The following is a 14092-nucleotide window of genomic DNA, read 5'->3' on the forward strand; positions in this document are numbered from 1 at the left end:
CTTTGTATTTGGCTGGCGGGGAGCGGCCTGGCCGCTCCCGTATCATTTAGCTTGGCTGGCTCAGGCGGCGACGGCTTGGACTTCCATGGCGGCGTCGGCTGCCATTTCAATCAGCGCGCGCTTGTATTCGTTCGGGAAGACCTTCACGAACTTGCCGCGCGCCACGGCCCAGTCGTCGAGCAAGACGCGGGCGCGGGTGCTGCCCGTATGCTTGAAGTGACGCTCGATCAGGCGCTTGAGGATGACCTCGTCCGCTTCCGGCACGCCATCGCGGTGCTGCGTATGCCAGGCATCGCGGTCAACGTGCTGTTCCGCTGCCGACACGACCTTGTCCAGGCTGACCATGGCCGTGTTGCACTTGCTGGCAAAGTCGCCGGCCGGGTCATACACATAGGCGATGCCGCCCGACATGCCGGCCGCGAAGTTGCGTCCCGTGTTGCCCAGCACCACCACCGTGCCGCCCGTCATGTATTCGCAGCCATGGTCGCCCAGGCCCTCGACCACCGTGGTGGCGCCCGAGTTGCGCACGGCAAAGCGTTCGCCAGCCACGCCATTGAAGAAGGCTTCACCGGCGATGGCGCCGTACAACACCGTGTTGCCGATGATGATGTTGTCCACGGCCCAGCCGCGGAACTCGGTATTGGGCCGCACGATGATGCGTCCGCCCGACAAGCCCTTGCCCACGTAATCGTTGCCCTCGCCCACCAGGTCGATCGTGATGCCGTGCGCCAGGAAGGCGCAGGCCGACTGCCCCGCCGTGCCTTGCAGCTGGATGTGGATGGTGTCGTCCGGCAAGCCGGCATGGCCATATTTCTTCGCCACTTCGCCTGACAGCATGGTACCCACCGTGCGGTTCAGGTTGCGTACGGGCGAGATGAAGGAGACGCGCTCGCCCTTTTCCAGCGCCGCGCGCGCTTGCGCGATCAGCTTGTGGTCGAGCGCTTTCTCCAGCGCATGGTCCTGGAACTCCACATGGCGGCAGGCTTGGCCATCCGGTGTTTCCGGCTTGTGGAAGATGGCCGAGAAGTCCAGGCCCTGCGCCTTCCAGTGCGAAATCGCCTTCGATTTATCGAGCAGGTCGACACGGCCGATCAGCTCGTCATACGTGCGGATGCCCAGCTGCGCCATCAATTGACGGGCTTCTTCGGCCACGAAGAAGAAGTAATTGACGACATACTCGGGTTTGCCCGAGAACTTGGCGCGCAGCACCGGATCTTGCGTGGCCACGCCCACCGGGCACGTATTCAGATGGCATTTGCGCATCATGATGCAGCCTTCGACCACCAGCGGCGCCGTGGCGAAACCGATCTCGTCGGCGCCCAGCAGGGCGGCGATGACTACGTCGCGGCCCGTCTTCATCTGGCCGTCGGCCTGCACGCGGATGCGGCTGCGCAAGCCGTTCAAGACCAGGGTTTGTTGCGTTTCAGCCAGGCCCAGCTCCCACGGCGTGCCCGCATGTTTCACGGACGACAGTGGCGACGCGCCCGTGCCGCCGTCGTGGCCGGCAACGACCACGTGGTCGGCTTTCGCCTTGGTGACGCCGGCGGCGACCGTGCCGATACCCACTTCCGACACCAGTTTCACGGAAATCGAGGCGCGCGGATTGGCATTTTTCAAGTCATGGATCAGCTGCGCCAGGTCTTCGATGGAATAAATGTCATGGTGCGGCGGCGGCGAAATCAGGCCCACGCCCGGCACGGAAAAGCGCAGGCTGGCGATGTATTCCGACACCTTATGGCCTGGCAACTGGCCGCCTTCGCCCGGTTTCGCGCCTTGCGCCATCTTGATCTGGATCTGGTCGGCCGAGTTCAGGTAGGCGGCCGTGACGCCGAAACGTCCCGATGCCACCTGCTTGATGCGCGAACGCATGGAATCGCCTTCCTGCAGCGGAATGTCGACGACGATCTGCTCGGCGCCCACGACGGAGGCCATGGTGTCGCCCTGGCGGATCGGGATGCCCTTCAATTCCTGCGTGTAGCGGTTCGGATCTTCGCCGCCCTCGCCCGTGTTCGACTTGCCGCCGATGCGGTTCATGGCGACCGCAAGCGTCGCGTGCGCTTCCGTGCTGATGGAACCGAGCGACATGGCGCCCGTGGCGAAACGCTTGACGATTTCCTTGGCCGGTTCCACTTCATCGAGCGGGATCGCCTTGGTCGGATCGAGCTTGAACTCGAACAGGCCGCGCAGGGTCAGGTGGCGACGGCTCTGGTCATTGATGATTTGCGCGTACTCTTTATAGCTGGAGAAATTGTTGCTGCGCGTGGAATGCTGCAGTTTCGCAATCGCATCCGGTGTCCACATATGGTCTTCACCACGCACGCGGAATGCGTATTCGCCGCCCGCATCGAGCTTGTCCACCAGCACAGGATCGTTGCCGAAAGCCAGTGCATGCAGGCGCAGCGCTTCTTCCGCCACTTCAAACACGCCGATGCCTTCCACGTTCGAAGCCGTGCCCTTGAAGTATTTGTCGACCAGCGATTTGTTCAGGCCGATGGCTTCGAAGATTTGCGCGCCGCAGTAGGACATGTAGGTCGAAATACCCATCTTCGACATGACCTTCATCAAGCCCTTGCCGACAGCCTTGGTGTAGTTATAGATGGCTTTGTCGCCCGACAGGTCGCCCGGCAAGCCGTGCGCCATCTCGGCCAGGGTTTCCATGGCCAGGTACGGGTGGACGGCTTCCGCACCATAGCCAGCGAGCAAGGCGAAGTGATGCGTTTCGCGGGCCGAGCCCGTTTCCACGACGAGACCGGTGGAGGCGCGCAAGCCCTTGCTCACCAGGTGCTGGTGCACGGTGGACGTGGCCAAGAGCGCAGGGATCGCCACCTGGTCGGCGCAAATGGCACGGTCCGAGACGATCAGGATGTTGTGGCCGGATTTCACAGCGTCGACGGCTTCCGCGCACAGCGAGGCCAGGCAGGCTTCCACACCTTCCTTGCCCCAGGCCAGCGGGTAGCAGATATCCAGTTCATACGACTTGAACTTGCCACCCGTGTGGGCGCTGATGTTGCGCAGACGGGCCATGTCGTCAAAGCCCAGCACGGGCTGCGCCACTTCCAGGCGCATCGGCGGGTTGACGTTGTTGGTATCCAGCAAGTTCGGTTTCGGGCCGATGAAGGACACGAGCGACATCACCATCGCTTCGCGGATCGGGTCGATCGGCGGGTTCGTCACTTGCGCGAACAGCTGCTTGAAGTAGTTATACAGCGGCTTCAATTTGTTCGACATGACGGCCAGCGGCGAGTCATTGCCCATCGAGCCCGTCGCCTCTTCGCCGGCCACGGCCATCGGCGCCATGAGGAATTTCAAGTCTTCCTGCGTGTAGCCGAATGCCTGCTGGCGGTCCAGCAGCGACGGCTGGGCTTTTTCGCCCTGCGCGCGGTCCAGCTTTGCTTGGCCTTCGGCCAGCTTGATCTCGTCGAGCTTGATGCGCACGGAATTGATCCACGCTTTATACGGCTTGGCGTTGGCGTAGGTGTTTTTCAATTCCTGGTCGTCGATGATGCGGCCCGCTTCCAGGTCGATCAGGAACATTTTGCCAGGCTGCAAGCGCCATTTCTGGATGATTTTCGATTCCGGAATCGGCAGCACGCCCGATTCCGACGCCATCACCACCAGGTCGTCGTCCGTGACGATATAACGCGCCGGACGCAAGCCATTGCGGTCCAGGGTGCCGCCGATATGGCGGCCATCCGTAAACGCCATGGCGGCGGGGCCGTCCCACGGTTCCATCATGGCCGCGTGGTATTCATAGAAGGCGCGGCGGTTGTCATCCATGGTCGTGTGGTTTTCCCACGCTTCCGGAATCATCATCATCATCGCCTGGGCGATCGGATAGCCTGCCATCAACAGCAGTTCCAGCGCATTGTCGAAGCAGGCCGTGTCGGACTGGCCTTCATAGATCAGCGGAAAGAGTTTCTGCAGGTCGTCGCCCAGCACGGCCGACTTCATGACGCCTTCGCGCGCGCGCATCCAGTTGAAGTTGCCTTTGACCGTGTTGATCTCGCCGTTGTGCGCGATCAAACGGTAGGGGTGGGCCAGCGGCCATTCAGGGAAGGTATTCGTCGAGAAACGCTGGTGGACGAGGGCCAGGGCCGAGATGCAGCGCGCATCCTGCAAGTCCTTGTAGTACACGCCGACTTGGTCGGCCAGCAGCAAGCCCTTGTACACAATAGTACGGGCCGACATCGACGGCACGAAGAATTCCTTGCCGTGCAGCAGCTTCAAGGCCTGGATGGCGTGGCCCGACGATTTGCGGATCACATACAGTTTGCGCTCGAGCGCGTCGGTGACCATGATGTCCGGGCCGCGGCCGATGAAAATCTGGCGGATGACGGGTTCCTTGGCGCGCACGGTGGGCGACATCGGCATGTCCGTATCGATGGGCACGTTGCGCCAGCCCAGCACGACTTGTCCCTCGATGCGCACAGCGCGTTCGATTTCCTGTTCGCAGGCGATGCGCGATGCGTGTTCCTTCGGCAGGAAGACCATGCCCACGCCGTATTCGCCAGGCGGCGGCAGTTCCACGCCCTGCTTGGCCATTTCTTCGCGGTAGTACTGGTCGGGAATCTGAATCAGGATGCCGGCGCCATCGCCCATCAGCGCATCGGCGCCCACGGCGCCCCGATGATCGAGGTTTTTCAGTATCAGCAAACCCTGTTCGACGATCGAATGGGTCTTGTTGCCCTTGATATGGGCGACGAAACCGACGCCGCAGGCATCGTGTTCATTGGCTGGGTCGTACAGGCCTTGCGCTTTCATGGGCTTCTCCGCTGCATATGACTATCGAAAAACTAGAGTAGTGCAACGCAACAAAAAACTCAACTACAACAATTAGGGTCGGAGTCGAATTAAATTCGATTCTGTCGCGCTAAAAATTTAATAGGGACATAGTCGAGGCCATTTCAATAAAACGTCAGAAAGGACTCATTTTTTGTTTTAAATACGAATGCTTTTTAATTAGCGTCCGCGGCGGCCGCGATTTTGCGGGGACGGCCCCGCTTGGCAGGCAGCACTTGCCGCTGCATTTTCTGCTCCAGCGCCTGCTTGAACGGCTCGGAACCCAGCGGCCAGCCCTTCAATACAGCCTCTTCCACCACTTTCACCTGGCTGCTGCCCAGGCCTTGCTCGAACAGGCGCAGATAGGCCGCCTCGCGGTCGAACGGCGTGTTGCCCAGCGCCCAGTACAGCGCGTGGTCGGTGATGACGGGGTCGGGTCGCACACCGGCATGGTGGGCATAGCTGGACCACGCATGGTCGAGCGCCTGGACTGCCACGCCCGTTTGCACAGGCACACATTCGAGGTAGCGGCAGCATGTGAGGAAGAAATTGTCGGGGTCGATGACGGAAGTTTTGTAGCGTCCCTGCCACAATGCCCCTTCGCGGCCGTATTTTTGGTTGAAATACGGCACGTAATAGCGTCCCAGCCACTGCATCAGCTGCCCCAGGCCGGTCGCATCGCTGGGCGTGGCCAACAAATGTAGCTGATCAGGCAATAAAACGTAGGCGTGGATGGCCACCTTGAACATTTTCGCCCCCGTTTTCAGCCACGAGAGAAATTGCGTATAGTCGGCCGCATCCTGGAACACGGGCTGGCGGTTGCTGCCGCGCTGTATCACGTAATGGGGCAGTGCTGGAATGATGAGACGGGGCAAACGGGCCATGGCAAGAGTCGGCAAATAAAGGCTAAGGCCTTGATTTTACACACTTGTGCGCGCAAGACGCGACTCTGACCCTGTTTTATTTGACATACTGAAAAAAACGGCTGGCTCTGTCCCTTTTATTGCACCGGCCCCTTGCGAGCGGCGCGATACGGCAAATCAGGACAGATTAAAACTGGCCGACAGGCTGTAGCCCTCGCCATAGGCGCTGCGCAGCGGCAAGTCCTGGCCCAAGCCCGTCTTGGCTTTCTTGCGCAGGCGGTAGACGAGCATGTCGACCCGGCGGCCCGCATCGGGATCTTCGCCGCCCATGCCGGCCACGATGACGTCGCGCGGCACGGGGCGGGTGTTGATGGTGAGCAGGTGGAGGAAGTTGAATTCCTTTTCCGTCAGGGCGATGACGGCGCCCATCAGCTCAAGTTGGCGAGCGCTTACCTTCAAGGTCCACTTGCCCGGCTCGGGCACCGGATCTTGCGGACCGACGCGGCGGTCGAGCGCCTCGATATGGGCGGCCAGTTCGGGGAATTTGATCGGCTTGGTCAGATAGTGGTCGGCACCGAGGCGCAAGCCCAGAATGCGGCTGTCGAAGGCGACGCGCCCCGTCAGCACCAGTACGCCGATTTGCGGATACAGCTGGCGCATGCGGGGGATGACGTTGAAGCCATCCTCGTCGGGCAAGCCCAGGTCCAGCACGACCACGCCAACATTGCCATGGCTCAACGCCGTCCACATCCCGCCAGCGGAGCTGGTGATATGAACTTCGTGTTCGAGCTCAACGAGAAACTCCGCCATGTCTTCGGCGTAGTCCAGATTGTCTTCGACGATCAGTATTTTCGTCATTGCAACGCCATTCTTCCGTTAGTGAGCTACCGTGGGCAAACCATGCCATTCACTTCTGCACCATGATGGACGGCACAATAGGTTTACGTCAAGGAATTATCACGGTTGCCTTCAGCGGAAGCAAGACTTTTCCTGATCTAGACAGGAAGCGGCAGCCAAATCCGGAAAACGGCCCCACCTTCGGGCAGATTATGCCCCTGCAAACTCCCGCCATGGACGTCGACCACGGCGCGCGCCATGTACAGGCCCAGGCCTGCGCCCGGATGCCTCGCATGGCTTCCACGGCTGCCCTTTTCGAACATATGCGCCAGTTCTTCTTCCCGCAAGCCGTGGCCCGCATCGCGCACGCACAGCGCCACGCCGCCTTCGGGTACCAGCCTGGCCGACAAGCCAATGGGGCTGCCGGGCGGGCTGAACTTGACTGCGTTATCTAACAAGATTTTCAGGCACAGAGCCATGCCGGGCACGTCGCAACGCAGCTTGGCTGGCAAGTCCTCGTCGAGTTCCAGCTGCACCGGGTGGCTGGCGGGCACGGTGGCGGCCGCCTGCTGCAGCAAGGCCAGCGGCGCGATGCCGTCAGCGGCCCGCTCGCGGCCGATGGCCGCCATGCGTTCGGGCGACAGATAATCGTCGATCATGGACAACAAGCGGTCGACGGCCGTCTGGATTTTCACGTAGCGCTTGCGCGTGGCCTCGTCGGCATCTTTCGATGTCGAGACGAGGCGCTGGATGGCGCCATCGATGGTGGCCAGCGGCGTGCGGAATTCATGCGACAGCATCGAGGCGAAGCGCTTCTGCTCCTTTTCCCGTTCCGCTTCCTGCGCCTGGGCCGCGCTGACGTCGCGCACCGTGCCCGCCAAGGTCACGCCCCGCCCGGCCGCCGCGGGCACGATGGTCGAGCTGATTTCCAGCGCCAGCAGATGGCCGTCCGCGTGCGGCAGTTCCACTTCGCGCAGCAGGCTCAAGCGGCTGGTGTCGCCATCGCGCCAGCGTTGCAAGCGGGCCGGCACGTCGGCCGCCAGGCGCGCCGCATGCGCGCGCAAGGCAGCCGCGTCATGGCCCGTCAGGCGCTGCGCGGCGGGGCTGATGTAGAGCAATTCGAGGGTGGTGGCGTCGAGCAGGAAAGCCGCGTCGCGGCCGTGCTCGGCCAGCAGGCGGAACTGCGCTTCGCCCGCCCGCGCGCGCAGCAGGGCACGGCGCAACTGGACGAAACGCAGCGCCATGAGGATGGCGCCGGCAAGCAGCAGAAGGAAAATAGGCAGCATGCGTTATACCTGGCGAGAAAGAATCGCCAAGTATAAGCGTGCGGCAGCGTTAATCTTCCAGCGGGGCGAAAATCTGCTGCAAGTCTTCCTGCGTCAGGGCCATCTTCTGCGATTCGCCTTCGGCCAGGATCGATTGCGCCAATTCCGATTTCTTTTGCTGCAGCAGCTGGATTTTTTCTTCCAGCGTGCCCTTCGCGATCAGCTTGTAGACGAACACGGGCTTGTCCTGGCCGATGCGCCAGGCGCGGTCCGTGGCCTGGTTTTCCGCCGCCGGATTCCACCACGGATCGTAGTGGATGACCGTGTCGGCCGCCGTCAGGTTCAGACCCACGCCGCCCGCTTTCAGGCTGATCAGGAAGATCGGCACGGCGCCCTGCTGGAAGGCGGCCACTTGCGCGCCCCGGTCCTTCGTTTCGCCCGTCAGCAGCGCGTACGGGATGTCGCGCGATTCGAGTTCTTCCTCGATCAATTCCAGCATGCTGGTAAATTGCGAGAACACGAGGATCTTGCGCCCTTCGTCGAGCAAGTCTTCCACCATCTGCATCAGGTCGAGCAGCTTGGCCGAGCCGGCCGATTGCTTTTTCGCCGGCAAGGATTTGACGAGACGCGGGTCGCAGCAGACTTGCCGCAATTTCAGCAGCGCTTCGAGGATGACGATCTGGCTGCGCGCCACGCCCTTCTTGTCGATTTCCTCGCGTACCTTTTGATCCATCGCCAGACGCACGGTTTCATACAGGTCGCGCTGCGGGCCCGTCAATTCCACCTTGCGCACCATTTCCGTCTTCGGCGGCAGTTCCTTGGCCACATTGTCCTTCGTGCGGCGCAGCAGGAAAGGCTTGATGCGGCGGTTCAGCAGCATGCGACGCAGCGGGTCGTCCTGGCGTTCGATCGGATGGCGGAACTGGGTGTTGAAGGTCTTCTCGTCGCCCAGCAAGCCCGGCAGCAGGAAGTGGAATTGCGACCACAATTCGCCCAAATGATTTTCCAGCGGCGTGCCGGACAAACACAGGCGGTGGCGCGCGCGCAGCAGGCCCGCGCTTTGCGCCGCCTTGCTGCGCGTATTCTTGATGTAGTGCGATTCGTCGAGGATGACCAGGTGGAAATCATGCTCGCGCAAGGTTTCCTCGTCGCGCGGCAACAGGGCGTAGGTCGTCAGCACCAGGTCGCACTGATCGATCTGGTCGAATTGCTGGGCGCGGTCCTTGCCTTGCAGCAGCAGCACTTTCAGGGAAGGCGCGAACTTGGCCGCCTCGTCCTGCCAGTTGCCCATCAGACTCGTCGGTGCAATCACCAGCGCCGGATGCGTGAGACGGCCCGCTTCCTTTTCCACCAGGATATGCGCCAGAGTTTGCACGGTTTTACCCAGGCCCATGTCATCGGCCAGGATGCCCGCCAGGTCATGGTCGCGCAGGAATTGCATCCACGCCAGGCCATCGGCCTGATAGTCGCGCAGTGTCGCCTGCAAGCCGGCTGGCGCCGCCACTTTTTGCACGGAACCGAACTGGCTCAGCTTGCGGCCCATGGCGCGCAGCTGCTCGCCGCCCGTCCATTCCATCTCCAGGCCCCGTGCCAGCTCTTCCAGGCGCGCCGCATCCAGGGTCGACATGCGCACGGCATGTTTGATCTTGTCGCTGAAATACAGTTCGCCCAGGGTGTTCAGGATGGGGCGCACACGTCCCCACGGCAGCGCCACGCGCGTGCCGTCCGGCAAGGTTGCCAGCATCTGGTCATCGTCCGCATGCGCTTCGATGACTTTCGGATTGAAATCGTTGGGGGCGTTGCGGATCAGCTGCACCAGCACGGGCAAGAGCGGCACGCGCTCGTGGTTGACGACGATGCCCAGTTCCAGTTCGAACCAGGCGTTGCCGCTGTCCGGGTCCTGGTCGTCGATTTCCGCGTACCAGTCGCCCACGTCGCTCACGTCGTAGCGGTACTTGGCCGTCTTTTCCACGATCCAGCCCTGCTCCAGCAAGGCGTCGATGCCGGACTCGGCAAAACGCAGCCATTCCGCCTGGGACGGCAGTTGCAAGGCGCCCTTCAAGCCGCTCAAGGGGGCAGAGCCCGGTTTCTTGAATTGCAGCTCGGCCAGGGTGGCCAGGGCGCGCGCTTCGTCGACCGTGTTTCTCTGGATGATTTCCGTCACGTCGCCCACTTGCCGCACCACGCGCTGCGACGGATCGAACGAGACGCGCTCGCCATCGTAGTCGTAGGACAGCACGGCGAAATCGCTCCAGCGCTGGATGCTGCCATCGGCCAGCATGGCGCTATCGAGCAGCAAGACCGGTTGCGCCGGCACGTCCTTGCGCAAACGCTGCGGCAACGGCTGCGGCAGCGGCATCAAGTGCTGCAAGCCTTGCGCCAGCAACAGTTGCGACACGCGCACCTTGTCGTTCGCGTTCAGGGGCGGCGCCTGCGCCACCAGCGCCTGCAAGTCGGCCAGGGAAATGTCGGAGCCGCCCTGGTTCAGTTCCAGCACGCCGCACGACAGATTGTCGATGTACCACGGCGGGTCGGTGGGCAGCATGTAGTCGATCTGGTCGGCGCCATGGTGCTTCGCGCCTTCCGGCGGGTCCACTTGCCAGCCCAGGCGCATGGTCTTGCCCTCGTCGCGCCAGAACAGGCGCGCGGGACGCACGGGACCTTCCTTCAACGGATACACGAGGCCATTGCCGACGTCGGCCCAGGAATTGGCCCACAACAATTTATCCTGCTCGGCCAGCATTTTCAGCAGGGCCGCGCCCACCTTGCCCTTGGGCTCCGTGGCGCTGCCCGTCTGCGAATTCTGCCCGCTGCGCATGGCCACGAAGAAACGCACGAGGTCTTCATCGGCCGGCGTCAAAAACGTGGGCGGCGCCGACAGCAGCGAGAAGATTTCGCTGATGGGCGACGCCGCGGCCACGTCGCCGTTCGGCCGCAGCCGCGCCTTGTACAGGCACAGGGCCACGTGGCGGCCGCCGCTGGTGGGCGCCAGCACGTAGATCAATCGATGCGCGTTGAGTTTCGGATCGGGCTCGGCAATCGTCAGCACGGCCTTCGGATGGGCGGCTGCCTCCACCCGCTGCAGCCAGGTGGCGACGGCATACGGCAAAGGCGCTCCCGGCGCGCTGGCCGGGGCAACTGGGGTTTCACTGGTTTCGTCGCGGGTAAAATCCATGGGGCGCATTTTTGTGTAAAGGTCGTATCCAAATCGGCAACAGGCAATATTATCCGCCATACAGGCGTTGCTGGCTTGATTCACACACGCTCTTTGAGCAGTTTTAATGCGCGATGCCTAAAAAATAAGTATTTAATACGACACTTGGGACCCGCTGGCGGCAAAAAAGGCCCGTCCAGGGCCTTTTTTAGCGCCGCTGGACGATTTATCAGGCCGGCACGGTGTCTTCTTCTGCCACGCTGGCGGCCTCGACTACCGGTGCTGTGCTCGTATCGGCTGGCGTAAAGTTGCGCAAAAACAAGAAGAACTGGCCCATCATCTGCGTCCACAGTTGCAGATTGATATTCAGGTACTCCGTGCTGACGCCACCGGCGACCAGCACATCCATTTCCAGCACGACGAAATCGCCATGCTGGGCCACGCGGGCGAAACGCTTGCTGCGGTGCCATTCGGCCAGCAAGCCGGCCGGCAAGTCGCCGCCCTGCACGCGCAGCGGGCAGCTCAGGGTCAGATCCGCGTACTGGCCAGGCGCCGCTTCATTACCCCACAGCACCTGGAATCCGATGCCATGGCTGGCACTGTGCAGGCGCACGACGCCATCGTGTTCGATGCTGGTCACGGCGCAGCCAGCCGCCTTGATGGCGTCGGCCGTTTGTTCCGCGTTCAGGGTGGTCAGCAAGTTGGTATTCGTGTTTTCCATCGTCATTCCATTCATTTCAAGAAAAATTATTGGGGGGCCGGCGTTTCTGTTTGACGCGCATCAAAGCGGCCCTGATACAGCTGGTCGCCATACTGCTGCGCGATTTGCTCGAGTTTCACCCGGCTTTGCGCGGCAAACGGCTGGCGCGCCTTCATGACGTCCAGCACATCGAGGCCCTCATACGCTTGCAGGATGTCCTGTCCGACCGCATACAGCTGGGCATTCTTGCTTTCGCAGCGCGCCAGGGCGCCCCGCTGGGCCGTCACTTCGCCGTCCAGGCGTGCACGCTCCGCTTCCAGCCGCTTGCCCGTGGCAGTCAATTGCTCGCTGGCCTGGCGGTACTGCGCCAGGCTGGCGGCCGCCTCTTGCGCGGCGGCGGCGCTGCGCTGTTGCTGCTCGCCCAGTTTTTCCCGCTGCGCGCGCTCTTGCGCCAGTTGCGACTGGCTGCGCGCCAGCTCCTTTTTCAAGCCGTCGCTGGCGGGCGCGGCGGCAGCGGGCGCCGCCTTGGCCACAGGCACGCCCTTGGCTTTGAGCACTTCCAGCTCGCCGCGCGTCTGCTGCAATTGCGCCGTCACGTTACGCAACTCGGCCCGCAAGCGCTCTTCCATGCTTTGCCCCTTCTGTCCCTGCGCCTGGGCCGTGCCGGCGGCCAGCAAGCTCAGCAACAGCAAAGGCAGGCGCATTTTGTTGGATATCAACATCGTGGCTCCTTAGAAACGCGCGTTCAATTCGATTTGCAGGGTGTCGATCGACAGCGCCGAACCGAACACTTCGCGGCTCGACGTCCAGCGGCCGTTCAGCCACGTATTCTTGTCGAGTGCATACGCGCCGCCCAGGTAGTAGCCGCGCGCATTCGTGCCGCCCAGGTGGAAAGTGGAATCGTTGTAGGCGTCAGGCAAGGCGTCCGGTTCGATACGCTTATAGCCAAGCAAGACGTTCCAGTCGCCGCGCGCGGCCGGGCTGGCCTTGCCCAGGGTCGCCTGCAACATGTAGGCATTGCCGCCGCTCTTGAAATCGGCTTGCGAGACGCCACCCGTGCCGCCGAAATTGTTCATGATGCCGCCCTTGGCGCGCGCCCACATTGCGTTCTTGTCGTAAGCCATGTTGCGCACATAGTCGCCTTCGATGCGCAAGTCCGTGCCACCCGCGACCCTGCTATCCCAGCGCGCATTCAGGTTGGCCAGGCGGAATTTCGAGGCCAGGCCCACGAATTGCGGCTGCGGCGTATTGGCCGGGTCCAGCGGGTTCAAGGCGATATTGCGCAGCAACATCAGGCTATTACCCTTTTGCATGCTCGATGGACGCGACCAGTCCGTGCTGCAGCCATCGGCGCCCGCGTACAGCGCGCACGGCTGCGAGTATTCTCCGCTGATGTTGCGGAAGTTGTAGTAGGCCAAGGCGCCGCGCAATTGATGGTCGCTATTGATCTTCCACGAGGCGCCCATTTGCGCGCCCAGCAGCCATTTGTTTTCGCTCGACATTTTTGCCTGGCTGCGGCTAGGCGCATTGTCGGACGAATACTCGAGCGGAATCAGGCCCAGGGTACCGAAGACGGTGACGTCCTTGCTCTCGCCCACCGGTTGCTGCACCTTGGCGGCGATGCCGTCGAAATTGAGTTCGCTGGAAAACAGTTCGTCGCCAGACACGAATGGATTGTCGAAGCGGCCCGCCGTCAGTTTCAGCCAGGAAGCGGGCTGGTACGACAGCCAGGCCTGGTCCAGCCAGATGTTTTTCTTGCCCAGGCCGCCACCGAGGGTTTGCGTGGTGGACACCGGGCTGTCGTCGTTGCCGCTGGCCAGGCGGATGCCTGCTTGCGTGGTCTCGGAAATGTCGGCCAGGATACCCAGGCGGGCACGCGCGCGCAGCAAGTGCTTGCGGTCTTCGCGCGTGTTCAGCAACGCCGGCAGGGCCAGGTTGGTGTTCGAATTGACGTCGTAGCCGCTGCCGCTGTTGAGCGAGCGCCAGTCGATCTCGATATTGCTGTTGGCCATGTCGTAATAGCGCGATTCGTAGCGCGCGCGCACATCGCCTTCCAGGCGGATGCGCTTGGTCCAGGCCGGCGTTTCATTCGGCGCCGCCCAGCCGCCCGCTTTTGCCTCGGCCATGACCTGGCCCTTGATCTCGTCGCGGATCTGTTCGCGCACGGTTTGCGAAATATACGGCACACGCACGTCGCCCGGCTGCACCTGCGCCAGGGCGGCCGGCGCCGCAGCCGGACGGGCTTGCACCGCGGCCAGCGCTTCGCTCTGCGCCTGCGCCAGCAGCGCTTCGCCGGCATCCTTGTTCAGTGCGCCGCTCTGGATCAGGCCGCGGATCAGTTTGACCATGGTGCTGTCGGCCGGTGCGGCAGCCTGGGCTTGCACCGTGCCTGCCGCCACGCTCAGGGCCAGGGCGGCCAGCGCCAGCGGGAGGCGGCGCGCACGCTGTGGGGAAGAAAATAAGGAATTCATCGCTTCTTTCGGTAAATGAGGAA

8 protein-coding genes are annotated in these 14092 nt (G+C 62.4%); all 8 read right to left on the bottom strand.

Annotated elements, in window-relative coordinates; translation table 11 throughout:
- Positions 1-60: 60 nt before the first annotated feature.
- The 8 genes from CLU90_RS17885 to CLU90_RS17920 all read right to left on the bottom strand — a co-directional run bounded on the left by CLU90_RS17885 (position 61) and on the right by CLU90_RS17920 (position 14069).
- On the bottom strand, positions 61-4761 hold the full coding sequence (locus tag CLU90_RS17885) for a glutamate synthase-related protein (protein WP_100428557.1): 4701 nt from the start codon (positions 4759-4761) through the stop codon (positions 61-63).
- A 194-nt stretch (positions 4762-4955) separates the two neighbouring features.
- Positions 4956-5663: a transposase gene (locus CLU90_RS17890; protein ID WP_100428558.1), complete on the bottom strand. Its 708-nt coding sequence runs from the start codon at positions 5661-5663 to the stop codon at positions 4956-4958.
- Positions 5664-5819: 156 nt separating this feature from the next.
- The gene (locus CLU90_RS17895) at positions 5820-6500 is read right to left on the bottom strand and encodes a response regulator transcription factor (protein WP_034753797.1); all 681 of its coding nucleotides are present in this window, start codon (positions 6498-6500) and stop codon (positions 5820-5822) included.
- A 137-nt stretch (positions 6501-6637) separates the two neighbouring features.
- Entirely contained in the window at positions 6638-7765 is a 1128-nt protein-coding gene (locus CLU90_RS17900; protein ID WP_100428559.1) for a PAS domain-containing sensor histidine kinase, read from the bottom strand.
- Positions 7766-7814: 49 nt separating this feature from the next.
- Positions 7815-10919, bottom strand: coding sequence for a DEAD/DEAH box helicase (locus CLU90_RS17905; RefSeq protein WP_092717317.1), 3105 nt, complete (start codon positions 10917-10919; stop codon positions 7815-7817).
- Between the two features lie 208 nt (positions 10920-11127).
- Positions 11128-11619 (bottom strand): YbjN domain-containing protein, encoded by a 492-nt coding sequence (locus CLU90_RS17910; protein ID WP_232731246.1) that lies wholly within the window; start codon positions 11617-11619, stop codon positions 11128-11130.
- Positions 11620-11645: 26 nt separating this feature from the next.
- The gene (locus CLU90_RS17915; protein WP_092717311.1) at positions 11646-12320 is read right to left on the bottom strand and encodes a hypothetical protein; all 675 of its coding nucleotides are present in this window, start codon (positions 12318-12320) and stop codon (positions 11646-11648) included.
- A 9-nt stretch (positions 12321-12329) separates the two neighbouring features.
- A complete protein-coding gene (locus CLU90_RS17920; RefSeq protein ID WP_100428560.1) occupies positions 12330-14069 on the bottom strand; it encodes a putative porin in 1740 nt (579 codons plus the stop codon).
- Positions 14070-14092 lie beyond the last annotated feature (23 nt).

Origin of the sequence: Janthinobacterium sp. 67, assembly GCF_002797895.1 — a bacterium.
Taxonomy (GTDB): Bacteria; Pseudomonadota; Gammaproteobacteria; order Burkholderiales; family Burkholderiaceae_D; genus Janthinobacterium.